Raw genomic sequence first — 24,970 nt, forward strand, 5'->3', positions numbered from 1 at the left:
ATGTTTGTAAAATTACATTGGTCTGAACCAACCGATTCAACTAGCATGGGCGAAAACTCATGGCTTGTATCGGATTTATATCGAGAGCAAGGCTGTGCTGAGCCATGTGAATAGCATGATGTAATGAATGACGACGTCGATCTGACAATTGGGTAACAAGGCCTGCCATTCCGCGCTTATCTCGGTTAAAGGCGAGTCATATTTTGCCTTGAGAGTAGTGCTATTAGCGAACATGAGGGAGCTCCCTCAGCTGTTGATCAAGGTCTATTTAGGCTGCCATTTTTTATCGTATGAATATGATCAGGAGATAACTGTTATGAATACCCTCAGCAATCCGGCTTTGTTTCGCCAGTCATGCTATATCAACGGCCAGTGGGTGGATGGAGAGCAAAGTCTTACCGTTACCAATCCGGTCGATCAGTCAGTGTTGGGTACTGTACCCAGCCTGACAGAAGCACAGGTGAACGACACCATAGAGCAAGCCCATGAGGCTATGGCCGGTTGGAGTGCCCTCACCGCCAAAGAAAGATCCAAGATTCTTTATCGCTGGTTTACATTAATTGAAGCGAACGTCGACGATTTAGGCACCATAATGACGCTAGAGCAGGGTAAACCGCTGCAAGAAGCTAAAGGAGAAATCCGCTATGCCGCTTCTTTCATCGAGTGGTTCGCCGAGGAAGGCAAGCGCGTTTACGGTGAAACCATCCCGCAAACCGTAAGCACCAATCGCCTGTCTACCATCACCCAGCCAATCGGCGTGTGTAGCGCCATTACGCCTTGGAATTTCCCAGCAGCCATGATCACTCGTAAGGCCGGCCCTGCACTGGCGGCGGGTTGCAGCATTATTATTAAGCCGGCCTCAGAAACGCCCTTTAGCGCACTGGCACTGGCAGAGCTGGCAGCACAAGCGGGCATTCCCGCTGGCATCTTTAACGTGATCACCGGCGACGCCCGTACCTTGGGTGTACCCTTGACCCAGCATCCATTAATCAGCAAGTTTTCTTTCACCGGCTCCACCCAAGTGGGCCGCACCCTGTATGAACAGTGCGCGTCCACCATCAAGAAAACCTCACTGGAGCTCGGCGGCAACGCGCCCTTTATCGTGTTTGATGATGCGGATATCGACAAAGCGGTGGCCAGCGCCATGCTGTCTAAATTTCGCAACGGTGGCCAGACTTGTGTGTGCGCTAACCGCTTCTATATCCATGACGCTGTTTATGACGAATTTCTCGAAAAATTTACCGCTCAAGTCGCTAAGCTGTGTGTCGGTAATGGCCTAGACCAGAATACCGATATTGGCCCCATGATCACCCGTCGTGCCATAGATAGCATGCAATTGCTACTCGACGACGCGCTGGCTAAAGGTGCACGTCAGCTGGTGCTGGGTAATGAAGTCGAAGAACAAGGGAATTACATCAATCCTAAGATTTTAGTGGATGTGAACGATTCCATGGACATAGTGCACGAAGAAATTTTCGGCCCTATTGCCACCCTAATCCGCTTTCAAGACGAAGAAGACGTACTCACTCAGGCCAACAACACCATCTTTGGCTTGGCGGCTTACTTCTTCTCGCAGGATATAAGCCGAGTTTATCGTGTGGCAGAAAAGCTGGAAAGCGGCATGGTTGGCATCAATACCGGCATGATCTCCAACGAAGTGGCGCCATTTGGTGGGGTTAAGCAATCGGGTTTGGGTAAGGAAGGTTCCCATTATGGAATCGAAGACTACCTGACCGTAAAATACCTGTGCGTTGATATCGCCTGATCTAATAGGAAATAATGCGGTTGGGCGCCAGCAAAAACTTCCTACAAGATGAGGGGTGATACCAATCGTATTAATTGTTTGGTCAGCCTAACAGCTGGATTTAATGTGATGGTTTTTTGTAGTGTGCCCACCTTGTTGGTAGGTAAAGAGTATCGGCACGGTTTGGGTTTTGTTATTAAAACCATCCTGCTTCGCAGGACCACCGAAGTCATCTTCACTGAAGATGCGGGTGGCCTACAACACACGCTTTTTGTAGAAGCCTACTTTAGTTAGCTATCCCTCAACTCTCCGTGGACGGATTGGTATACTCGCCAAATTTTGTCCACCTCCCAATTTGTCCAACTCCCAAAAGGAGGCCCGTCATTTTTTATTTACCTTTATCGATTCAGTCTGCGCTTGGTGGGGTAATCGTTGTGCCAGATATGGCTCTAAATTTTCGATGAAAACGCGCAAGTTAGCGCTGTTTTTGATACTGCGCGAATATACCGCATAAACATCGGCCACTTGCTGCCACTCGGGTAGCACTTGTACCAGTTGCCCTTGCTCCAATTCGTGCTGCACGCTCCACAGCGAGCGCAGCAGTATACCCTCCCCGTTCACACACCATTGTTTGGCTACATCGCCATTATTCACGCTCAAGCGACTGTTCGGTGACACTGTGAGCACTTCACCGGCTCGGGACACTTTCCAAGAGGCAGGAGCCTGATTACGCTCGCGAATGGTAATGCAAGTATGCTGCTGCTCCAGCTCCCGCGGATGTTCGGGCCAGCCGTGCTGTTCTAAGTAAGCAGGGGCGGCACAAAATATCCGGATATTTTCGCCAAGGTGGCGTGCTATATATTGTTCGGGAATGGCCCCTCCGATGCAGATATCCAGATCCATGTTTTCACTAATGATATCTACCGCGCGGTCCGCCAGCGTCAGATCGATATCCAACAGCGGATAGTCGGCGCGCAACGACAAAATAAACGGATTGAGATATTCGCTACCAAATCCGGTGCTGCAACTGATGCGCAGCACACCGCGGATCTCTTCTCGCGAGGCTCTCAGCTCACCGGTCATGGTCTCTATGCCCTGCAATAACTGCTCACCGGTGCGCAGCACTATTTCCCCTTCTGGCGTTAAGCTAATAGCCCGTGCCGAACGAAAAAAAAGCGCCACGTTGACGTTTTTTTCCAGCAGCTTGATGCGCTTAGAGATATAGGCGGGAGATACCTGCAGCTGATCTGCGGCCCGAGCAAAACTCATTAGTCGAGCGGCGGTTACAAATACCTTAATGTCTTCCAGCGCGGGCAACTTATCCATAATTTGTAAACTCAGAGATTACACTTTGTGACTACACCTTATCAGAGGCTGGCATAAACTAGGTGTCTAAGTTCTCACTTCACACAACCTGAGGTTACAAATATGTCACAGTTTAATATCGCAGTAATTCCCGGTGACGGTATCGGCAAGGAAGTCATCCCCGAAGGTTTAAAAGTGCTGCAAGCCGCCGCAGAAAAACACGGCATTGAGCTGAGTTTCACGCATTTTGATTGGTCCTGCGAAACCTATCATAAAACCGGCCGCATGATGCCAGAAGACGGCTTGGAGCAGCTCAAGGCGTTCGACTCTATTTTTCTCGGTGCGGTGGGCTTTCCTGGCGTACCGGATCACATTTCTCTGTGGGGCTTGCTGTTACCCATTCGCCGCGCCTTTAATCAATACGTTAACTTGCGCCCAGTGCGTTTGTTCGAAGGCTTACAGTCGCCACTAGCCAACAAGAAGCCCGGCGATATCGACTTTTACGTGGTGCGCGAAAACGTAGAGGGCGAGTACTCGGCGATCGGCGGCATTCAATACGAAGGCACAGATGACGAAGTGGTGTTACAACAGAGCGTGTTTACCCGCAAGGGTACCGACCGCATCTTGAAGTATGCTTTTGAACTGGCCCAGACTCGTGACAAAAAGCACGTGAGTTCCGCCACTAAATCCAATGGTCTGTTCCACTCTATGCCTTACTGGGACAGCCGCGTGGCCGCCATGGCTGAACATTATCCAGAAGTGAAAGTTGATCAATTCCATATTGATATCTTCACTGCTAACTTGGTAAGAATGCCCGAGTTTTACGATGTCATTGTTGGCTCTAACCTATTCGGCGATATTTTGTCGGACCTAGGCCCTGCCTGCACCGGCACCATAGCGATTGCGCCCTCGGCTAACATCAACCCAGAGAAAGATCTGCCCTCCATGTTCGAGCCCGTACACGGCTCGGCTCCGGATATCGCCGGTCAAAACATTGCTAATCCTATTGGTACTATCTGGGCCGCGGCTATGATGATGCAGCACTTAGGCCATCCTGAAATGCACGACACTATTATGACCGCCATAGAAACCGCCATTCGCGAAGGCCATGCGCTCACCCGCGACATGGGTGGCTCGGCCAACACTCAACAGCTGGGCCAAGCCATTACTGACCTAATACTGTCACATTAAGTCAGTTGCAGTAATGAGCGCCGCCGTACACAGCTGGGATGATCTCATATAGACGGTTAAGCTGGTAACAGCACAAGGCCCGAGCAAGCTTTTATCGGCTGCTCGGGTCTATTCTGTATTAACGGCTCAATATGTAAGGAAACATCCATGAAGAAACTGTTGCCGACGGCCCTATGTAGCTTATTCCTATGCCAGCCATCGCTGGCAGCCGAGCCAGATACCGCCGCCTTATATGACCATCAGCTGCCGCGACTGCATTCCAGTGAAATGCTCGATATGCGCCCATTTGCTGGCCACCCTATGTTAGTGATTAATACCGCCAGCTTTTGCGGTTTTACCGGTCAGTTTGAAGGGCTGGAAGCCCTGCACCAGCGCTACAAAGAGCAGGGTTTAAAAGTGGTGGGTTTTCCCTCTAACGACTTTAAGCAAGAAGCCAAGGATGAAGCTGAAGCGGCCGAAGTCTGTTTCGTCAATTTTGGCGTGACCTTCGATATGGCCCAGCCCATTAAAGTGCGCGGCCAAGATGCACACCCTATTTTTAAAGAGATTACTCGCCAAAGTGGCAAGGCGCCCCGCTGGAATTTTTATAAGTTTGTACTGAATAAACAAGGCCAAGTGACAGCGGTATTCTCTAGCCTCACCAAGCCGGACGATCCTAAGCTGCAAGCCGCGATTGAAGCCGTATTGTGAGGCGTGAGGCAGAAGTACAGCGCCGAGCGTCCAGCTAAACAAAACAACAGTGGCACCAAGTTCGGCACGGTGTACGAATGTAGTCGCGTGCTTTAGCCGCGAAAACCTGCTTCTGATGTAACAAGCTAACCCGTGAGCGTGAGGCAAAATTTTACAGGGTACGTTAAACGTGTTCATAAAAAACGGCGCCCAATTGGACGCCGTTTTGCTAATACTCAGTATTAATCAAAAGCTATGAGCTGGCGCTAACAAGCGGCGAAATCCGCACTTGGGCAATGCGAAACTCATCGATTTCCACGACTTCAAATCGTAAGTCTTCGTAGACAAATATCGCACCTTCAATCGGCAGCTGGCCACTCCACGCCAATAACATGCCGGCCAAGGTGGCATAGTCATCGTCTGGATCCACCAGCCCGCGGCGAGACAATACCTGCTCTAAATAATGCAGATCCGTACTGCCCTTCACCAACCAGCCCTGCTCTTCTACCACCACTTCTGGGTCTTCATCTTCATCGAGAAACTCACCCACTATGGCTTCTAGCACATCATGGGGCGTGACTAAGCCTTGAATGGTACCAAACTCATCGTTAACCAATACCAGATTGCCGCGAGCTTCACGCAGCACGTTTAGTAAGCGGATCACGCTGATGCTGTCCGGCACTATGATGGAGTCGTTGCCCTCAGCCAACTCGGCGAGAGTTTTACCTTCTTTTAGGCCGGCCATTAAGTCTTTAGCCCGCACCACGCCTAATAAGGTATCTAGCTCGCCGTCACATACCGGAAACTGACTATGAGAAGAAGCCATAAGCTCCGCCAACACCTCTTCGCGACTATCACCAATATCCAGCCAGGCTATTTCAGAGCGGGGCGTCATTATGGTGCGGGTGGATCGCTCAGCCAGCGATAACACGCCGCTGATCATATTGCGCTCTTCTTCGGCAAAACCCGGCTCTTGGTTGGTATTTGACGAGTGCTCTGTGTGCTCTTCTGCTGCTAGCTTGCCGCCCATCAGATTAAAAATCGCCATGGTGGTGCGTTCACGCAACGGTAGGCGCGCTGCTTCTTTGGTAACATTGCGCTTAGCTAATTGATTTAAAAACTCGATTAAAATCGAGAAGCCGATAGCCGCATATAAATAGCCCTTTGGAATATGATAACCAAAGGCTTCTGCCACTAAGCTAAAGCCGATCATCAACAAGAAGCTCAAGCACAGCACCACCACAGTAGGGTGCGCATTCACAAAGTCGGTTAACGACTTAGATGCCGCCAGCATCACCACCATGGCGATAATCACCGCCGTCATCATGACCGCTAAGTTGTCGACCATGCCGACTGCGGTAATAATGGAGTCGAGCGAGAATACCGCATCCAGCACTAATATCTGGGCAATCACCACGCCAAAGCCCGCGTATACGCCGCTGGCGCTATCTTCGTGAGTGGAGCCTTCTAGCCGCTCATGCAGCTCAGTGGTGGCTTTAAAGATCAAGAATAAACCACCGCCCAGCAAAATAAGGTCTCGACCGGAGAAACTTAAGCTCCCCCAGGTGAGCACAGGCGCGGTGAGCGTCACCAGCCAAGACACCACGCTCAATAAGCCTAAGCGCATGATCAGTGCCAGCGATAAGCCGATAATACGGGCTTTGTCGCGCTGATGGGGCGGCAGTTTTTTCACCAAGATGGCAATAAAGACTAGGTTGTCGATACCCAGTACAATTTCCAACACTATCAGTGTCAGTAAACCCACCCACAATGACGGATCCATTAAAAATTCCATGATTAACCTCTTAACAACTGTTGGTTGAACAACTAACGAATAGCGTCAGTTATGCCGACACCGTTAGAGGTATCAGAACGATAGATAAATTTAAAAGCAGTGACGCATGCCCAAGGCAGCAGCAAATGGCGGGAATATAAAAAGGTAATAGTGTGGTGCAAGCAACTTCGCGAGCAATCCATAGGGTACACCGGTGTTTGGCCGGACCTCTTGGTTAAAATGAACGCATATCATAAGCACAAAAACGAGGCTGGCAAGACTATTTAATATTTTCAGCCACAGACTTCAGGTAAATAAGGCGCATTATGAGCGTCTTTATTGCGCACGCTTTGCCAACGGATGTTTAGCCGGTGTGCACAAGGTAAGATAGCGAGTTATTGTTAACGGCGCTGCAATGATATTTTTATGGAGAGAAACGGGATGGCAAAATTATTGCTAAATGCAGATCTGGGGGAGAGCTTCGGCGCTTGGCAATTGGGCCAAGATGAAGCCGTGCTGCCCCTTATTGATTTGGCCAATATCGCCTGCGGCTTTCATGCCTCAGACCCCGATACCATGCGCCGCACCGTGCGCTTAGCTCACGATCATCAAGTAAAAATTGGCGCCCATCCGGCCTATCCAGATTTAGTCGGCTTTGGTCGTCGTGGTGACGCTTACAAACTGGCGGCAGGTGATCAGTTACTTTTTTCAAATACGGCGACAGAAAAAATACCACTTGAACGCACGCTACCCGCTTACGCCTTACCTGACTATAAGGCCGATCCTCTCTTGGACTTGATCCCGAGCACTCAGCTTCGTTTCTTTGACGATAAAAGCGTGATCGCCTCTTTTACCTAACCTTGGCAGCTTGATCCGCAATCAGACCGCATATCCTAAGTGCAAAAACGGGACTAGCAAAAAAACCGGCGTCGTTCCTTTATCCGGCCAGCATCCCATAACCCAATTCGGCCTCGCATCCATCTCCTTCGGCGGACGACCGCCACATATTAAGACTCAAAATGAGCTGTTTTTCTTGACGGTTTAATCTCTCACAAGGCTATTATTGCATCTTGTGTTCGAAACGGGGTGATATCGTCGCTCAACCCTTCTAGAGGTAGGCCGACATTACTGCCTATTTCACAAGGAGCATTCCATGCAAGAACAAGCGTTATTCAGCACCGACGGGGATGAGTACATCATCCTACTGACAAACCCCCATCACATTTCTTTGGCTCCCCTGGCACTGAACGGGATCCAGCAGTGGGACAGCCTGCAGGCGGAAGGCCTGACCGACACCATGATCGATGAAAGCCCCGTGGTCATCCTGCTGGAACCGAGCGAAGCGGAGCTTTCTCGCCTAGCCCGAGCAAACAGGCGGGGATTTTGGCTGGCGGTGCAGCCCTTCGACAGCTCCGCCGCACAACGGGCAGCGCTGAACGAACGAGTCGACCACCTAGTGCTGGCCCACAGAGACCAATTCAAACTGCTGGTACGGGACCTGACCGAGCTGCTCACCCGAGCGGGGCTGATCGTAACCGATCTCAACGATATCCGCACCGTATTGGATTCGGGCCAAGGCATTTCCCACTATCACAGCGGCACCAGTTTGCCCCGCCTCGACACCGGCAATATGGGAAGCTATCTAAGCGACACCTTCGATCACCACTTCCCACACGACCGGCTCAGCGCCCTTGGCGTACTGACTATAAATCTCACGGTCACCACTATGGAGGATTTTTCTGTGTACATGGACTATTTCATCTTCCTCAATAAAACCATCCGTGGTCAGCTCGCCCCCACTAGCCGCAGCGCACATTCGGGAGAGCTTATGCGTGTTGGCTTCTTTGTGGTGCAGGAAGCCAAACGACCATAGCCCGAGCCCAAGATTGCGCCCAGGGCTGAGCTCAAGACTGACCCAGACGTCGAATAATCACCGCTATATCTCGATCAACCCTCGTTCCTCAGTCGAGCGGGAAAGTAACGTATTATCGGCAGCCCGGGCGCTCAGTTTCGTTTCTTTGACGATAAAAGCGTGATCGCCGCTTTTAGCTAACCTTGGCAGCTTGATCCGCAATCAGACCGCATATCATAAGCACAAAAACGGGACTGGAAACAAAAAACCGGTGTCGTTCTTTTATCCGGCCATCATCCAACACTGCCTCGCATCCATCTCTTTCCGCGGGCGATCTCCACATTAAAAGACTCAAAGTGAGCTGTTTTTTTTGACGACTTAACCACTCATAAGGCTATTATTGCATCTTGTGTTCGAAACAGGGTGATATCGTCGCTCAACCCTTCTAGAGGTAGGCCGACATTACGGCCCATTTTACAAGGAGCATTCCATGCAAGAACAAGCGTTATTCAGCACCGACGGGGATGAGTACATCATCCTACTGACAAACCCCCATCACATTGCTTTGGCTCCCCTAGCACTGAACGGGATCCAGCAGTGGGACAGCCTGCAGGCGGAAGGCCTGACCGACGCCATGATCGATGAAAGCCCCGTGGTCATCCTGCTGGAACCGAGCGAAGCGGAGCTTTCTCGCCTAGCCCGAGCAAACAGGCGGGGATTTTGGCTGGCGGTGCTGCCCTTCGACAGTTCCGCCGCACAACGGGCAGCGCTGACCGAACGAGTCGACCACCTAGTGCTGGCCCACCGAGACCAATTCAAACTGCTGGTACGGGACCTGACCGAGCTGATCACCCGAAAGGGGCTGATCGCCACCGATCTCTACGATATCCGCACCGTATTGAATTCGGGCCAAGGCATTTCCCACTATCACAGCGGCACCAGTTTGCCCTGCCTCGACACCGGCAATATAGGAAGCTATATGAGCGACACCTTCGATCACTACTTCCCACACAACCGCCTAGCCGTGCTTAGTGTACTGACTATAGATCTCATGACCTTCACTTGGGATGATTTTTCCGCGTACGGGGACTACTTCATCTACCTTAATAAAAGCATCCATGGTTACCTCGCCCCTACTACCCGCAACGCACATTCGGGAGAGCTTATGCGTGTTGGCTGCTTTGTGGTGCAGGAAGCCAAACGACCATAGCTCGAGCCCAAATTGAACCCAAGGCTGATGGCACGCCTCACCCAACCTCAGTGTGTGAGCGAGGCGTACGCGCTAACATAAGTACCATCATTTATCGTGAAGGAAAAAGCCAGATGGGAATATTATTGCTAAATGCAGATATGGGTGAGAGTTTTGGCGCTTGGCAATTAGGCCAAGATGAAGCCGTGTTGCCCTTTATTGATTTGGCCAATATCGCCTGCGGCTTTCATGCCTCAGACCCCGATACCATGCGCCGCACCGTGCGCTTAGCTCTCGCTCATCAAGTAAAAATTGGCGCCCATCCGGCCTATCCAGACTTAGTCGGCTTTGGTCGTCGTTCATTAGCCTGCTCGCCCGCTGAAATAGAAAACATGGTGCTCTATCAACTCGGTGCACTGGACGGCCTGTGTCGTGCCGAGGGCACCCAAGTCAGCTACGTTAAGCCCCACGGCGCTTTGTATAACGACATGATGCGCGAGCCAGAAAAACTGGCAGCGGTAATGCAAGCGGTAGCCCGTTATGATGCGAGCTTGCCACTGATGCTGATGGCCAAAGCGGATAATCAAACAGCCCTCGATTTGGCTCAGTCTTTTGGTTTACAGCTGTGGTTTGAAGCCTTTGCGGATCGTGCCTACGACAACGCGGGCTTTTTAGTGTCGCGCCAGCTGCCCGATGCCGTGCTTAGCTCACAGGAGCAAATTGTCGAGCAAGCCAGACGTCTCATTATGGCGGAGCCGTTAATCGCCCATGACGGTAGCGCCCTGCGGTTAACGGCCGATACCTTATGTGTGCACGGTGACAACCCTGAGTCCATCGCCGCAGTAAGCGCTATTCGCCACTTGTTGGAAAACCTAAAGCTGGATGGCCTAGTTTGAGCAACAATGTGAATAACAGCTTGAATACAAGCGTGAATAAGAACGTGAGTCCGTTGCCTCACCTCGAAAACGCCGGCATGGACGCTTGGCTGGTGCGACTATTCGATGCCATAGACGAGCGCAATATGGGCTGGATTACCGCTTTGGTCAGTGCGTGCAAGCAAGCTTTTGGCGAACTGCTGGTAGATATAGTGCCTTCTTATACGACGGTCTTGGTGCAGTTTGACGCTTTGCAGTTAGATCATGCACAGGCGCGGCGCTTATTGCAGCAAGTGTTGCGTGGGCTGGCGCCCGATCTGCACGCTGACGACGACACCGCCATTATCGAGCTGCCGGTTTGGTATCACTTAAGCGTTGGCCCAGAGCTGGCGCGTTTAAGCCAACACACGGGACTGGAAATCCCCGCCTTAATTAAGCTGCACAGCCAGCCTGTGTATCGAGTATTTGCGCTGGGCTTTGCACCCGGCTTTGCTTTTATGGGCACCCTGCCCGCCCAGCTTGAGTTGCCACGATTAACACAACCAAGAGCGCAAGTGCCTGCCGGCAGTGTGGCCATTGCTGGCCGCCAAACTGCCGCCTATCCCAACGCCTCGCCGGGTGGTTGGAATTTACTTGGCCGTACGCCGACTCAATTATTTGATTTACAAAGGCCCAGCTTAAGCCTGCTACAAGTGGGTAATAAGGTGCGCTTTGTACCTATCACAAAAGCGCAGTTTGAGCGTTTGGGCGGCGATAGCACGCCTATGGCCAAGGAAGCCTATTAATGCAGGGTTTACTAACCGTCATCAAGCCTGGACCTTTAAGCACCTTGCAAGATGCAGGACGCGTTGGCGTGCGCCACTTAGGCATTAGCCAAGGTGGGCCGGCGGATCTGCAAGCTTGGGGCTGGGCTAATTGGCTGCTGGGTAATAACTGGGGTAGCCCCACATTAGAAATCACCTTAGGCGGACTCACCCTAGTCGCCGAACAAAGATGCCACTTGGCCTTGTGTGGCGCAGATATGCAGCCCCAGGTTAATGGCCAACCCTTGACCAATAACCAAGCTTTTACGCTCGCCGCCGGCGACGAGCTCCAACTCGGCATGGCCAAGTGTGGCGTACGCGCTTATTTAGCCGTAGCTGGTGGCTTTATCGCAAAACCCGTTCTAGGCAGCGTGGCCTGTGTGATGCGTGACCAACTCGGTGGCCATCTCGGTGATGGCAGCAAATTAGCGGTCGGCGACACGCTCGCTTTTGCTAGCAGTGCTTTTTCTAGTAGCCATGTAGCCGATTTTATACCTCGGCGCCAGCTCCCCGTAGGCGCGCTACCTCATTACGAGCAAGCAGCCACACTGATGATGATCCCCGGCGCCCAGTTTCGATTCTTTGATGATCTCAGCCTGATCCAAGCCTTTAATCAGCCTTGGCGCGTGGATCCTCGATCGGATCGTATGGGGATCCGCCTGCAAGGCCCAATGCTGCACTGCAACATTGGAAGCTTGATCTCAGAGGGTCTCACGTTGGGTGCGGTACAGGTGCCACCTAGCGGCCAGCCCATTATCTTGCTTAACGACCGCCAAACTATTGGCGGCTATCCGCGCTTGGGCACGCTGACGCCGTTAGCCTGTGCACGATTAGCTCAATGCCAACCGGGCCAAAAAGTGCGACTAGGCACATGCACAGCAAGCCAAGCGCAAGCACAATATCGGGAATTTAGGGCGACGCTAAAGGGCAGCCATGCGCTTTAAGTTGCACCTAAGATAGTTATAACTCTAAGCACACGCTTATTTATCAAGGGTAGATGTTTTTCTTTGACGTACCGCATAAGGCGCAGCGCGTATCGCTTTGTTTTAGCGATCAAAAAAGCCCGCCCCACATTCTGACATGGGGCGGGCTTTGGGATGACACCACAGCTCAAGCTATGCTTAGTCGATTTTATCTAGCGTATTACTCTCAATAAAATCCAATGACATAAAGCTTTCTAGCGAGTCATCCTTAATTGCTAACCAAGGAGCAGGCAACTGAGTTGCCAAAGTGCCCGTCACGGTAGAAGTATAAGACTTCTCTCTGAATGCCATGATGTTTTCTTCTTTGTCCTGCAGCCACTGCTTAAATAACTCACCCTGCTCTTCCACCGCAAAATCGGGATAGTCGGTGGGGCCGAGCAGGTCACGAATATAGCTGGCCTGAAAATCAATCGAGTCATGACAGCCGCTTAACTGCTCATGGCGAGCTAACCAAGTCTGCATATCTTGCTGGCGGGCATCTGCTTCTGGCAAGGCTATTTGACCCAGTATCACATCGCGCGCATACCAAGCTTGAGCGTCAAACATGTTAAAGGTGTAGTACTGATCCTGCATGCCTAAATAAATTAATTTAGGGTTAGGCTGGAAGAAAATACCTTTATACAAATTATCCGGATACAGACAGTTATGGGTCTGTAAGCGCAGCTCATCAGGCATAAACGGAAAGTGGAACAAATAACCGGTGCACATCACTATCGAATCAAACTGTTTGCTGGTGCCATCGGCAAAATGGCCGATATCACCTTCAAGGTGAGTCAGCAGCGGTCGCTCTGCCATGCCTTCTGGCCAATCAAATCCGATAGGGTTAGAGCGATAACTAATGGTGACCGACTTAGCGCCGTACTTAAAGCACTGGGAGCCGATGTCTTCTGCCGAGTAGCTGGCGCCCACTAGCAATACGTTCTGGTTTTCATATTCCAGCGCATCTCTAAAGTCGTGGGCATGTAGCACTCGGCCAGGGAACTGCTCTAAGCCTTCAAAGTACGGCATATTTGGCGTAGAGAAATGACCGGTGGCCACCACCACATAATCAAACTCATTGGTTTCTTGCTCACCAGTTTTATGATTCATGACGGTAACAGTAAACATTTTGCTGCTTTCGTCATAAGTCACCCAACGTACGGGACACTCGAAACGGATGTACTTAAAAATGGCGGCTTTGTCGATTCGACCCATAATGTAGTCTTTAAGCACGGCACGCGGCGGGTAGGAAGGAATGGCCTGACCAAAATGCTCATCAAAAGAGTAATCTGCAAACTCTAAGCATTCTTTGGGACCGTTCGACCATAAATACCGGTACATGCTGCCATGAACTGGCTCGCCATTTTTATCTAAACCCGTACGCCACGTGTAATTCCACATGCCGCCAATATCATTTTGTTTTTCATAACAGACGACTTCCGGCAGGTTTTGTACCCCAGCCTGGCGTGCCGCCTCAAACGCTCTTAACTGCGCCAAACCACTCGGGCCTGCGCCTAGTATCGCTATTTTCTGCTGCTTCAAGATAATCTCCTTTAATGCAATAACCTTACCATACTAAAGGAATTACCTGTTGATTTACAAACAAAAAAGGAAATTTGCGCTAAAAGTAGCCAGATGAACCAGTTTATTTTAGCAACAAATGTTCACAACCCGCCTCCTAGCAGACGAATAAAGTGTGCGATAATTAGCCTAGTATTAGCAGAAAACTCTGCAAAGGTAAGTGTTTGCTTACATAATTAATGACTGCACGTGAGCAGCGGCTTTAGGTGGTTTTTCATTGCCCTAAACAGGCGCCAGCGCTTATCTTTAATATCACAGATTGCTTATACTTAATTCCACTTTGCATTCGCTACGTAGACGCCATGACTCATTACTTTGCCAAGTTTTTATTGCTCTGTACTCGGCTTACGGGCTTCCCAAGACCGGTCTGCGCGCCGATCCCCGCCCCTTTTGAGCCCAGAGAAAGCAAATATACCCGACTCGGCCAAGGCATTATTAACGAGGCAGAAGATCATCAAGGGTCGTCGGGCTTTTACTTACTGAGCAATGGCTTAGATGCATTTGTGACGCGCCTATCGTTAATGGAAGCCGCCGATCAGACCCTAGACGTGCAGTATTATCTGTTTCACAAAGACGCCACTTCTAAGCTGTTTACCCATTATCTGGTGCGCGCCGCCGATCGGGGTGTGAGAGTACGTCTCTTACTCGACGACTTTGGCCATTACGGTCAAGAGCGTTTGTTGCGCGCGCTGGTTGAGCATCCTAATATTTCGATTCGCTTATTTAATCCCTTTGCTAATCGCAAGCTGCCCTATTTAGACTTTTTAACGCGCTTTTCCAAAGTGCAGCGACGCATGCACAACAAATCGTTTATTGCCGATACCCAAGCCGCCATTATTGGTGGCCGTAATATCGGCAACACCTATTTTTCTGCCGATGAGTACACCAACTTTACCGACTTAGATGTGCTGGGAGTGGGCCAATTCGCCACCGAGGTGAGTACTGTGTTCGACTTATATTGGCAGCACAGCCTAGCGGTGCCGGTGCAGGATCTGCAGCGCAGAACCATTAAGCTGTCTTTAGCGGGTGTACGCCGAAAATTAGCGGTCCGCCGTCACAATAAAATTAACCGTGCGTATTTAGCGCGCTTGGCAGATTTAGAGCTGGTGGAGCAGCTAAAAAAAGGCGAATTGAAGTTTTATTGGGCCAAGTCACAACTGGTATATGACCATCCGGATAAATTGCTCAATGACTGCACCGATACGCGCGGCCATTTAGCACCAACCTTAGATTGCCTTTGGCAAGAGGTCACCACAGAGGCGCTGCTGGTCTCGCCCTATTTCATTCCTGGGGACAATGGCGTGGCCACCTTTGCCAGTTGGGTCGCGGCAGGCGCCAAGGTCACAGTCTTAACCAACTCGCTCGCAGCCAACGACGTACCACTGGTCCACGCCAGTTATGCGCGCTATCGCCCAGCGCTGCTTAACGCCGGCGTGCAGTTATGGGAGCTACAGCCCGACAGTAAAAAAGCCAGAAAAAGCAGACGTTCTCGCGGCTTACCCAGCTCTTCTAAAGCCAGTTTACATGCCAAAACCATGATTTTTGACCGTAAAATCCTGTTTGTCGGTTCGCTGAATCTGGATCCTCGCTCCCTTAACCTCAACACCGAAATAGGCGTTTTGATCCACAGTAGCGAGATAGCGGAATTTGCCAGTGAGATTTTTTTAGCTGAGCTGCCTGAGCACGCCTGGCAGGTAGAAACAAATAAACAAGAGGGATCTCGCCATCAATTGCAGTGGAGTGATAAGTCCAATCCTGAGGCCATAACGCACTATCAAGCCGAGCCACAAGCCAGCCGCTGGAGCCGTTTTAGGGCTTGGTTATTTGGTCATCTACCATTGGAGTCCTTGCTTTGAAGGACAGAGGTACGCTAAAGGCGAATGATTTTTTGCCACGGAAGAATACGGAACGCACGGACGCAGATCTAATTCAAACGCGCCAAGTAATAAAACCTATTTATTATAAAGGACTAAGTTCGACGCTCGGTATTTTCTTGAACTGACTGCTAAAGCGTTAAGCTACAAGAACGTCCTAAATATGAGCACAGGCTGTTTGGACCTTAAACATCTTTCCGAACTGACCTCTATTTTTCCGTGTTCCTCCGTGGGTGCCGTGGCAATAATAGGTTGTGTGCCTGCTCTTAACTGACGGCTTACCGCTGCCGCAGGGCTTCATTCGACCTAAACCTTATCGCCTAGCATACGGCGCAGTGTGCCGTCTTTATCAATCAGGTGGTGCTTGAACGCGCCCAAGATATGCAGCACCACAGCCAAAATCAGCAGGTAGCCCAAGATACCGTGTGCCGCGAGCATAAGCTCAGCCAGTGGCCCATTCAGCGGGATCACTTTACTTAAATTGGCCGGATCTGGATTTCTCGCAACCAGCTGCAAGCCAAAGAAAGCCACGCCATTGCCCCCTAATGCGGACATTAAAAAGCCGAACACTGGCATCAGTAATACGCCGACTAACAGTAAATAATGTACGCTGCGGGCGAGGACACGCTCAACATGCGAGTAGGTACTGACCGGCTCAGGCCAACCGTTTTTCAGGCGGCGGACAGCTTGCACCAGCACAATCAGAAAGATCAGCTGACCAAAAGATTTATGCCAAGGATACAGGCTGTATATTTCTGCCTCGGCCATGATCACGCCTACCGCAAGCATCACCATGACCATGATCGCTAACAGCCAGTGTAAGAAAATGGTGGTGCGACTCAGTTTCGTTTTAGTATCAACATTCATTTGTATGCTCCCCACTTGCGATACGGATTTTAGCTATGCCGATGCTTATCGTCTCGAAGGTGGCATCGGGATGCTAAAAGTTGTATTCAGCATAAGAGCAATCTCTGAGAGCGGCAGTGCACCGTTTTGAGTGTTGACGCTGGAACAATAAATAGCGAGTCGCTTGCCAACTCTCTGGGGTACCGCCCTTTTACAAGCCCCAAATTGGGTGCACATTAGCAGTGTTATCCCTGTAAGCTGGCTATACTTGAAATCATTCTCTTAGCCAGTTAGACACGCCTTATGAAAGCTTCTCTTGCCCTTATCTCTCTTAGTTTAGTACTGCTGCTAAGTACTGCACTCACTGGCTGTAGTCTGCAAGCGCAGGGATACAGCCCTGCCACCTTTGCGCTCAGCAACACACAAAATACGCGCCTTGGCCAAGGGGTTGCCAAAGAAGCATTGCGCCATGAGGCTCCCTCTGGATTTCACTTACTGGGTAATGGCTTGGATGCCTTCGTCACACGTTTGCTGTTAATAGAAGCGGCGGAGCAGACTTTGGATGTGCAATATTACTTGTATCACGACGATGCTACCGCCAAGTTATTTACCCACTATTTGTTGCGCGCAGCGGATCGCGGCGTAAGAGTGCGCATGCTCTTGGATGATTTTGGTCACGATGGCCAAGAAAAACTGTTCAGCGCGCTGATCCAGCATCCTAATATTTCCATTCGACTATTTAACCCCTTCTCCAACCGCGCCATGCCTTATATCGACTTTATATTCCGCTTCTCGCGGGTCAATCGGCGCATGCACAATAAGTCGTTTATTGCCGATAATCAGGCGGCTGTGATTGGCGGCCGTAATATCGGTAACACCTATTTTGCCGCCGACGAATACGTTAATTTTGCGGATCTGGACGTATTGGGCGTGGGCAAGTTTGCTCAGGAAGTTTCAGGGGCTTTCGATCAGTATTGGAATCATAAGTTATCAATTCCGATCCAGCAGTTGGAACGCACCGCCCACCCGTTAGCCTTACCAGCAATACGCAAACAATTAGCAGACACCAGCAAAAATCAGCGCAGCCTCGCTTATCTAGCGCGCTTAGAGTCTTTGCAATTGGTAGAAGAGCTAAAGCACGGCGAGCTTAAGTTGCACTGGGCAGAGTACAGCCTTATTTTTGATGATCCCGACAAAATTCTGAATTCAACCAAAGATGATACCGGCCATATGGCACCGGCCCTTATCGCCTTGCTGGACAAGGCACATAGCGAAGCCTTAATCGTGTCTCCCTACTTTATTCCTGAAGATGAAGGGGTGAAAAATTTTGCCAACTGGGTGAAGTCTGGCGCTAAAATAACCATTCTCACCAACTCACTGGCCGCCAATGACGTGCCTTTAGTGCACTCCGGCTACGCCAGTTATCGCAAGTCGTTGATCGAAGCGGGAGTGGAATTATGGGAGCTGCAACCCACGGCTAAAATAAAGATAAAGGGTCAGCGGGATCGCAGCCTGTCCGGTTCATCTAAAGCCAGCCTGCACGCCAAAACCATGATTTTTGACCGAGATACGCTGTTCGTGGGCTCCATGAATATGGATCCGCGTTCCATTAACTTGAATACCGAAATTGGTGTGTTGATTTATAGCGAAAAGCTGGCGGATTTCGCTAGTGAGGCGTTCTTAGAAGAGTTACCCGCTCATGCATGGCGCTTGGATTTGACGACCGCCGAGCGTTGGTGGGGCCAATCAGAGCAGCTAATTTGGTTGGATGAGTCGACCACGCCTGCCACTATTATCAGTCGCGATAGCGAGCCCGAAGCCGGCCGCTGGATACGCTTAAAAGCGTGGTTCTTTGGCTATCTGCCGTTGGACTCAATGCTTTAGCGCCGGTGAAGAGTGAGGGATAAAGCGGGAGGAGTGAAGTGAAAAAGAGGGGGTAAGGCGCAAAAAAAGCCCGAGCTCAACTACATCCCACGCTTTACGCCTCACCCCTTACAAGAATTTAACTAAACCGGCGTGACTTACGATTCACTTCGTCGATTTGGCTGTTCAAGGTACAAAAGTCATAGAGAAAACCGACCAAGAATAGGCCGCCGGTGAAAAACCAAATAATAGCCGTCACCCACTTGCCCATATACAGACGATGCGCTCCAAAGATGCCGAGAAAAGTCATCAGCACCCACGTAATATTATAATCGGTGGGCCCTTTGGCGTAGCGATCATCCGCATCTCTGTCCATGCTCGGGATCAGGAATAAATCCACAATCCAGCCGATAAAAAACAGACCCAGCGTAAAAAAGTACAGCACGCCACTAATGGGGCGACCATAATAAAAACGGTGAGCACCCATAAAGCCAAAAATCCACAGGACGTAGCCGATCACCTTGCTGTGTGTATTATTCATAGTGGTCTAATTCCCTGAGTTTTTTGTGGTTCGCTAATCACTAGCTTAAGCGCTTATCTTAACGGCTGCCAAGGCACGACACCATATTTACCATAGACACAGCCACATCCTACGTCTAAACCTGACTGAGCCAAGTATAAAATGGTGACACCAGTAGCTAGCGTCAGCGTTATCGTGGGCACAAAAAAAACCTGCCGCAGCAGGTTTTTTTTAATCTTCACCCTAAGGTCAGTACTAACAGACTTTAGTCTTAATAATGCTGTCGCTGAAAAATCTTATTTTTGAGCAAAGTCAGTCAATGGGCTGGTGGCCTGTGCGTATTGGCTCTTGCTCGCCAAACCGGCCAAGTAAGCGTGGCGACCAGACTCTACCGCCAGTTTAAAGGCTAGTGCCATGGTAATCGGATCGCGCGCCCTAGCAATGGCGGTATTCACCAACACGGCATCGGCACCCAACTCCATGGCATAAGCCGCATGGCTTGGCGCACCGATTCCCGCATCTATAATGACTGGAACGTTAGATTGTTCAATTATGATTTGCAGAAAATCGTGAGTCACTAAGCCTTTATTGGTGCCAATCGGCGCAGCTAATGGCATAACGGCGGCACAACCCACTTCTTCTAAGCGCTTACACAATAAAGGATCGGCACTGCAATAAGGCAATACAATAAAGCCTTCTTTGACCAAGATTTCGGCCGCTTTAAGCGTTTCAATCGGGTCAGGCAGCAAATACTTTGGGTCTGGGTGTACTTCTAATTTCAACCAATTAGTGCCCAGCGCTTCACGAGCCAGACGCGCCGCAAATAGCGCCTCTTCTACCGTGTGCGCACCGGCAGTGTTCGGCAGCAAATGTACACCCAGCTCTAATAACGGCGGTAATATATCGTCGCTGTGATTAACCAAGTCAACGCGATTCATTGCCATGGTGACCATCTCTGAGCCCCCCGCAAAAAACGTATCTTTCATTTGTTGAGGGTTAGCAAATTTACCGGTTCCGGTAAAAAGACGAGAATTAAAGGTTTTATTGGCAATGACAAGACTCATGTTAGCCTCCGGCTATGGCGTGAAATAAAGTAATTTTATCGTTTTCATTGATGATTTGTTCGGACCACTGGCCGCGCGCCACCACTGCTTGGTTAAGCGCCACCGCTACACCGGGCTTGTGTTGATCAAGCTCCAGTAATAACTCGGCAAGGGTAATGCCCTCGGTCAGCATCATGCTTTTATCATTCAGTGTTATTTGCATTATTTCTCTCCCTTAAGCCCACATACCGGACACGCGGGATCCTTCGGCACCCGCAAGCCGTGCCAACTATGATTTTTGGCATCAAACAGTTTCAACTCGCCCCAAGGTACTTGGCCTGTACCGGTAAAAAACTTAATGGCTTCCAGCGCCTGTAACATACCGATAGTGCCCACTACTGGACCAATTACCCCAGAGTTGCTGCAGTTCAGTTGTTCGCCAATATCGGTGCCATAAAGGCAGCGATAACAGCCATGGTCGCGCTTAGGATCCAGCGCCAGCAATTGGCCTTCAAAGCGAATCGCCGCCCCCACTAGCAAGGGCTTACCCACCTGATAGCAAGCAGCATTCAGCTGCTGGCGGATCAAAATATTGTCGGTGCAATCCAACACCAAGTCGACTTCAGACACAAAGCCCGGCAGGCTTTGCTCATCCATCTTTTGATGGATGGCGATCACTTCCACTTCTGGATTGAGCTTTTGTAACTTAAGCCGCGCGGTTTCAGCCTTACTTTGCTTCAGGCTGTCCATGTCATACAGCGTTTGGCGCTGTAGGTTGCTGACGTCGATGTGATCAAAGTCAGCCAACCACAAGGTGCCCACGCCCGCAGCGGCCAAATATTGCACCGCCGGCGAGCCTAAACCGCCTAGCCCAACTACTAATATGGAGGCCTGCTTCAGCTGCAGCTGACCTTGTTCGCCCACTTCTTCTAGCAACAAGTGCCGACTATAACGCATAAATTCGTCGTCGCTAAGCATAGTCATGCTCCACCAAGGTCAGCAAAGTACAGGTCGCAGTTTGCGGGCTATAAACGTCCGTTAATTCGTCGTCGCTGAGCATATTAGCCCTCCACCAACGCTAGCAACTCGCGGGTCGCGGCTTCGGGATTATCGGCTTCGGTAATGGCGGTCACCAGCGCTATGCTGCCAATGCCCGTCTCGGCCACTAAGGGCACACGATCACGACTAATGCCACCAATCGCCACTAACGGAAACTCTTTTTCCATTAGTGCTACATAACGATGTAAGCGCTCTAAGCCTTGTGGCCGCGAGGGCATGTCTTTGGTCTTGGTAGGGAAGATATGCCCCAATGCCAAGTAAGACGGCTTTAGCTCACGGGCACGCAGCATTTCGTAATAACCGTGGGTTGATAAACCTAACTTAATACCGGCGGCACGAATTGCTTCAAGATCGGCGATTTCGATGTCTTCTTGGCCTAAATGCACGCCATAAGCGCCATGTTTAATAGCTAAGCGCCAGTAGTCGTTAATAAATAGGCGTGCGTTAAAGCGCTGGCCCAGCTCAACGGCGGCCTTAATATCGGCTTCTACTTGGTCGTCGGTTTTATCTTTGATGCGCAGCTGTAAGGTGCGTACACCCCAAGTCAACAATTGCTCCAGCAAAGTGATGCTGGTTACTACCGGATACAGCCCCAATTTCAGGGTATCCATGGCAGCAAACTTACCCTTAGGGTGCGGGCCGCTAATGCCTAACTGCTCGGCCAAGGCTGAACCTGGCATCACTACCGTAGGGAAGTCATTGAGATCCGTCGGCCAACCTAAATGCGCCACCGGACCGGCACCGGCACCGATTGCTTCGGCGCCTTTCAAGCCTTGGTTTACATAAGCTTTGGCTAATACCAGCGCATCTTCTATTGGGTAATCCAACGCAATGGCGGTGGCGATAGCGGAGGACAAAGTACAACCGGTGCCGTGACCGTGCAGGGTCTCAACTCTCGGGCTGGCCAACCAAATTTCGCGCTCACCGTCGGTATAAAAATCGATAGCTTGATTATCTGCCCAATCAAAATGACCGCCTTTCACCAATACCGCACGGGCGCCCATTTCTAGCAGCGCAGCAGCACCAGCCCGTACGTTCGCCGCAGAGTCGGGCGTAATGCCCGACAATACGGATAATTCGATGGCGTTCGGGTGATTAAGTCCACTTCTGCTAATAAGTGCTGCTTGATGGCCGGCAATAAGCTGGCCTCCGCCATGGCTTGACCAGTACTGGCAATCGCCACCGGATCCAGCACCACGTAAGGCTGCCATTGACGACGATATTCCCGCAGATAACGAGCCAACACCTCGGCACGCAAACCACCGGGCAACAAACCAATCTTGATGGCTTTAGCCTGCATATCCGTGGCCAATGACACTAATTGGCTGGTAAAAGCCTGCATTAGCACAGGCTCAACCATGGATACGGCAACGGAATTTTGCGCGGTAATGGCGGAAATAACCGAGCAGCCGTGGCCGCCCAGTGTGTGAATGGTGTGCAAGTCAGCCTGAATTCCAGCGCCGCCGCCCGAATCAGAACCGGCAATGGTCCAGACTATGGGTCTTGTCATAACAATTCTTTCTCCAATTTGTCCGCTTGGTGATACAGCTCACCGCCGCGCTTTTTAAATTCTTCTGACATCTGCGCCATGCCTGCAATCACGGTTTCGTGGTTGCCATTAATATCCACCATCTGAATGGCGATGGCTTCTTGTGCGGCCGCATATTCACGTACTTCTTGGGTAATTTTCATCGAGCAGAATTTAGGGCCGCACATAGAGCAAAAGTGCGCCACTTTTCCGGATTCTTGGGGTAAAGCTTCGTCGTGATAATCGCGGGCCGTTTGTGGGTCTAGGGCCAAATTAAACTGGTCTTCCCAACGGAATTCAAAACGGGCCTTCGACATGGCGTTATCACGAATTTGTGCACCCGGATGGCCTTTGGCCAAGTCAGCCGCATGGGCGGCTATCTTATAAGTGATTAACCCCTGCTTCACATCTTCTTTATTGGGCAGACCTAAGTGCTCTTTTGGTGTGACGTAACACAACATAGCGCAACCGTACCAACCAATCAAAGCCGCACCTATGCCAGAGGTAATGTGGTCATAGCCAGGCGCAATATCTGTGGTCAGCGGGCCTAAGGTATAAAATGGCGCTTCATGACAATGCTCTAATTGCTCTTCCATGTTGCGTTTGATCATGTGCATCGGCACGTGACCTGGGCCTTCAATCATCACCTGTACATCGTATTCCCAGGCAATTTTAGTCAGCTCGCCCAAGGTATATAATTCGGCGAACTGCGCTTCATCGTTGGCATCGGCAATGGAGCCCGGGCGCATGCCATCGCCGAGTGACAATGACACATCATAGGCGGCACAGATCTCACAAATATCGCGAAAACGCTCATATAAGAAGCTTTCTTTATGATGGGATAAACACCATTTAGCCATAATAGAGCCGCCGCGGGAGACGATGCCGGTCACGCGCTTGGCGGTCATCGGCACATAGCGCAGCAAGACGCCGGCATGAATGGTGAAGTAGTCCACGCCCTGCTCGGCTTGTTCAATCAAGGTATCGCGAAACACTTCCCAGTTAAGATCTTCGGCCACGCCGTTCACTTTTTCCAGTGCCTGATAGATAGGGACGGTACCTATGGGTACTGGGCTATTACGCAAGATCCACTCGCGAGTCTCGTGAATATTACGGCCCGTAGACAGGTCCATCACATTATCGGCACCCCAGCGAGTGGCCCACACTAACTTCTCTACTTCTTCCTCAATCGACGAAGTTACCGCCGAGTTACCGATGTTGGCATTGATCTTAACCAAGAAATTGCGACCGATAATCATCGGCTCAGATTCGGCGTGGTTAATGTTGGCCGGAATAATGGCGCGACCTTCGGCTACTTCTTTACGCACAAACTCAGGAGTAATACTCTCCGGCAGGTTGGCGCCAAAACTTTCCCCCTTATGCTGTTGCAGCAGCATTTCATCGCGCACTCGCTCACGACCCATGTTTTCACGGATGGCGATATATTCCATTTCCGGCGTGATAATGCCTTTGCGCGCATAATGCATTTGGGTCACGCAATGGCCTAACTTGGCTTTGCGGGGTTTGGGCATCTGCTCAAAGCGCAGGTGATCGTAGCCATCGTCGGCCATGCGCTCTTGGGTAAACTCAGAGCTCACTTGTGCCAATTCAACCGTATCTTCACGGTCCAAAATCCACTGGCGGCGCAGCTGGGGCAACCCTTGGCGCACATCCAACTCGGCGCTTGTGTCGCCATAAGGGCCTGAGGTGTCATAGATAGGCACAGGCGCATTAGGCTTAAGAATGGGGTTTTCTTCACTGCCGCCTTTAAAGCTGTCGGCCAAGTGAATTTCGCGCATCGCCACTTGTATATCTGGGCGTGAGCCTTGGATAAAAATGCGCTTGGAATTAGGAAAATGTTCGCCTTTGAGGTTATCAATAAACGCTTGGGCTTGGCTGCGTACTTCGCGACGGTTGATTTTCTTAGGCTTTTGATCTGAAACGTTCGTTAGTTTTGGTGCTTTCGTTGACATAGCAATCTCACTTAAATCCATGTTGGGTGAAAATGCTTGTCAGGAGTGTTGATGAAGAACTTAGCAGAGGAGGTAAAACGCCAAATTCTCACTTGCTTCCCTTACGCAGGTATTAGCCTGATCAGGTTCAACGGATCCCACTTACTGTGGTCTCAGCCCATATAGAGCACTCCGACAAGATAGTGGTCAGTAAAGCAGATCTCGATTACAAAAGCAAAGCTGCGAGAAGGTGAACTCAGTACGTCCTTACACTGTAGGGTCGAATTCATTCGACCGATCTTAAGTACGCGGTGATTTCTGGTCGAATAAATTCGACCCT

Annotated in this window: 20 protein-coding genes, 1 pseudogene and 1 riboswitch; of the genes and pseudogenes, 11 read left to right on the forward strand and 10 right to left on the reverse strand. The window is 50.6% G+C overall.

Going from position 1 to position 24,970, the window contains the following annotated elements:
• Positions 1–316: 316 nt before the first annotated feature.
• Positions 317–1,765 carry an NAD-dependent succinate-semialdehyde dehydrogenase gene (locus tag CBP31_RS06890; protein ID WP_087035755.1) on the forward strand — a complete coding sequence of 483 codons (1,449 nt, stop codon included), beginning with the start codon at positions 317–319 and terminating at the stop codon, positions 1,763–1,765.
• 360 nt (positions 1,766–2,125) lie between these two features.
• Here the strand turns inward: CBP31_RS06890 and CBP31_RS06895 are convergent, their stop codons facing one another.
• Positions 2,126–3,070 carry a LysR substrate-binding domain-containing protein gene (locus tag CBP31_RS06895; protein ID WP_087035757.1) on the reverse strand — a complete coding sequence of 315 codons (945 nt, stop codon included), beginning with the start codon at positions 3,068–3,070 and terminating at the stop codon, positions 2,126–2,128.
• Positions 3,071–3,172: 102 nt separating this feature from the next.
• Here CBP31_RS06895 and CBP31_RS06900 point away from each other — a divergent pair, with 102 nt between their 5' ends.
• Both CBP31_RS06900 and CBP31_RS06905 read left to right on the forward strand, forming a co-directional pair.
• The gene (locus CBP31_RS06900; protein ID WP_087035759.1) at positions 3,173–4,240 is read left to right on the forward strand and encodes a tartrate dehydrogenase; all 1,068 of its coding nucleotides are present in this window, start codon (positions 3,173–3,175) and stop codon (positions 4,238–4,240) included.
• Positions 4,241–4,387: 147 nt separating this feature from the next.
• Entirely contained in the window at positions 4,388–4,930 is a 543-nt protein-coding gene (locus CBP31_RS06905; protein WP_087035761.1) for a glutathione peroxidase, read from the forward strand.
• 232 nt (positions 4,931–5,162) lie between these two features.
• Here the strand turns inward: CBP31_RS06905 and CBP31_RS06910 are convergent, their stop codons facing one another.
• Positions 5,163–6,704: a TerC family protein gene (locus CBP31_RS06910; protein WP_087035763.1), complete on the reverse strand. Its 1,542-nt coding sequence runs from the start codon at positions 6,702–6,704 to the stop codon at positions 5,163–5,165.
• A 420-nt stretch (positions 6,705–7,124) separates the two neighbouring features.
• Between CBP31_RS06910 and CBP31_RS15890 the strand changes: the two genes are divergently transcribed.
• The 6 genes from CBP31_RS15890 (at position 7,125) to CBP31_RS06940 (ending at position 12,346) form a co-directional block, all read left to right on the forward strand.
• The gene (locus CBP31_RS15890; RefSeq protein WP_322348435.1) at positions 7,125–7,541 is read left to right on the forward strand and encodes a LamB/YcsF family protein; all 417 of its coding nucleotides are present in this window, start codon (positions 7,125–7,127) and stop codon (positions 7,539–7,541) included.
• A gap of 295 nt (positions 7,542–7,836) precedes the next feature.
• Positions 7,837–8,556: a hypothetical protein gene (locus CBP31_RS06920; protein WP_087035765.1), complete on the forward strand. Its 720-nt coding sequence runs from the start codon at positions 7,837–7,839 to the stop codon at positions 8,554–8,556.
• Positions 8,557–9,025: 469 nt separating this feature from the next.
• Complete coding sequence (locus tag CBP31_RS06925; RefSeq protein ID WP_087035767.1) at positions 9,026–9,745, forward strand: FtsZ/tubulin family protein; 720 nt, start codon at positions 9,026–9,028, stop codon at positions 9,743–9,745.
• A 113-nt stretch (positions 9,746–9,858) separates the two neighbouring features.
• Entirely contained in the window at positions 9,859–10,620 is a 762-nt protein-coding gene (locus tag CBP31_RS06930) for a 5-oxoprolinase subunit PxpA (RefSeq protein WP_087035769.1), read from the forward strand.
• A gap of 32 nt (positions 10,621–10,652) precedes the next feature.
• Positions 10,653–11,384: a 5-oxoprolinase subunit PxpB gene (gene pxpB / locus CBP31_RS06935; protein WP_227875182.1), complete on the forward strand. Its 732-nt coding sequence runs from the start codon at positions 10,653–10,655 to the stop codon at positions 11,382–11,384.
• Complete coding sequence (locus CBP31_RS06940) at positions 11,384–12,346, forward strand: 5-oxoprolinase subunit C family protein (RefSeq protein ID WP_087035771.1); 963 nt, start codon at positions 11,384–11,386, stop codon at positions 12,344–12,346. The genes pxpB and CBP31_RS06940 overlap by 1 nt, the downstream gene beginning before the upstream one ends.
• Positions 12,347–12,523: 177 nt before the next feature.
• Here CBP31_RS06940 and CBP31_RS06945 read toward each other — a convergent pair whose 3' ends face one another.
• A complete protein-coding gene (locus CBP31_RS06945) occupies positions 12,524–13,906 on the reverse strand; it encodes an NAD(P)-binding domain-containing protein (protein ID WP_087035773.1) in 1,383 nt (460 codons plus the stop codon).
• Between the two features lie 341 nt (positions 13,907–14,247).
• Here CBP31_RS06945 and CBP31_RS06950 point away from each other — a divergent pair, with 341 nt between their 5' ends.
• The gene (locus CBP31_RS06950; protein ID WP_151898796.1) at positions 14,248–15,801 is read left to right on the forward strand and encodes a phospholipase D family protein; all 1,554 of its coding nucleotides are present in this window, start codon (positions 14,248–14,250) and stop codon (positions 15,799–15,801) included.
• 324 nt (positions 15,802–16,125) lie between these two features.
• Here the strand turns inward: CBP31_RS06950 and CBP31_RS06955 are convergent, their stop codons facing one another.
• Positions 16,126–16,686: a cytochrome b gene (locus CBP31_RS06955; protein ID WP_087035777.1), complete on the reverse strand. Its 561-nt coding sequence runs from the start codon at positions 16,684–16,686 to the stop codon at positions 16,126–16,128.
• A gap of 282 nt (positions 16,687–16,968) precedes the next feature.
• Between CBP31_RS06955 and CBP31_RS06960 the strand changes: the two genes are divergently transcribed.
• Positions 16,969–18,549, forward strand: coding sequence for a phospholipase D family protein (locus CBP31_RS06960; protein ID WP_087035779.1), 1,581 nt, complete (start codon positions 16,969–16,971; stop codon positions 18,547–18,549).
• Positions 18,550–18,667: 118 nt separating this feature from the next.
• Here CBP31_RS06960 and CBP31_RS06965 read toward each other — a convergent pair whose 3' ends face one another.
• From CBP31_RS06965 to thiC, 6 genes and pseudogenes are all read right to left on the reverse strand, one after another.
• Entirely contained in the window at positions 18,668–19,069 is a 402-nt protein-coding gene (locus CBP31_RS06965) for an NINE protein (protein ID WP_087035781.1), read from the reverse strand.
• A 275-nt stretch (positions 19,070–19,344) separates the two neighbouring features.
• A complete protein-coding gene (locus tag CBP31_RS06970) occupies positions 19,345–20,112 on the reverse strand; it encodes a thiazole synthase (protein WP_087035783.1) in 768 nt (255 codons plus the stop codon).
• Between the two features lies 1 nt (position 20,113).
• Positions 20,114–20,314, reverse strand: coding sequence for a sulfur carrier protein ThiS (gene thiS, locus CBP31_RS06975; protein ID WP_087035785.1), 201 nt, complete (start codon positions 20,312–20,314; stop codon positions 20,114–20,116).
• Positions 20,314–21,069 (reverse strand): HesA/MoeB/ThiF family protein, encoded by a 756-nt coding sequence (locus tag CBP31_RS06980; protein ID WP_087035787.1) that lies wholly within the window; start codon positions 21,067–21,069, stop codon positions 20,314–20,316. Before CBP31_RS06980 ends, thiS begins: the two co-directional genes overlap by 1 nt.
• An 83-nt stretch (positions 21,070–21,152) precedes the next feature.
• Positions 21,153–22,660, reverse strand: a pseudogene (thiE, locus tag CBP31_RS06985) (thiamine phosphate synthase).
• On the reverse strand, positions 22,657–24,651 hold the full coding sequence (gene thiC / locus CBP31_RS06990; protein ID WP_087035789.1) for a phosphomethylpyrimidine synthase ThiC: 1,995 nt from the start codon (positions 24,649–24,651) through the stop codon (positions 22,657–22,659). The pseudogene thiE and the gene thiC overlap by 4 nt, the downstream one beginning before the upstream one ends.
• A gap of 79 nt (positions 24,652–24,730) precedes the next feature.
• Positions 24,731–24,835, reverse strand: a riboswitch (TPP riboswitch).
• Positions 24,836–24,970 lie beyond the last annotated feature (135 nt).

It is taken from the genome of Oceanisphaera profunda (genome assembly GCF_002157895.1).
Lineage (GTDB): Bacteria > Pseudomonadota > Gammaproteobacteria > Enterobacterales > Aeromonadaceae > Oceanimonas > Oceanimonas profunda.